The 224-nt window shown below is 47.3% G+C and carries 1 tRNA gene; it reads right to left on the minus strand.

The features are described from left to right. Positions 1-3 precede the first annotated feature (3 nt). Positions 4-77, minus strand: a tRNA-Ile gene (locus tag FD23_RS09020). Positions 78-224: the final 147 nt, after the last annotated feature.

The following is a 224-nucleotide window of genomic DNA, read 5'->3' on the forward strand; positions in this document are numbered from 1 at the left end:
CAATGGGCCTGGATGGACTTGAACCATCGACCTCACGCTTATCAAGCGTGCGCTCTAACCAGCTGAGCTACAGGCCCAAGTACTTATTGTTGGTACTCTCAAAACTGAACAAAGTTTTTTTTACAGTGTGCTTCCGTAACTGATGGATTTCTCTTAGCATTTCTGCTCTCCATCCATCCGTTTTCCTTAGAAAGGAGGTGATCCAGCCGCAGGTTCTCCTACGG

The organism is Lactobacillus delbrueckii subsp. delbrueckii DSM 20074 = JCM 1012 (assembly GCF_001433875.1).
Lineage (GTDB): Bacteria > Bacillota > Bacilli > Lactobacillales > Lactobacillaceae > Lactobacillus > Lactobacillus delbrueckii.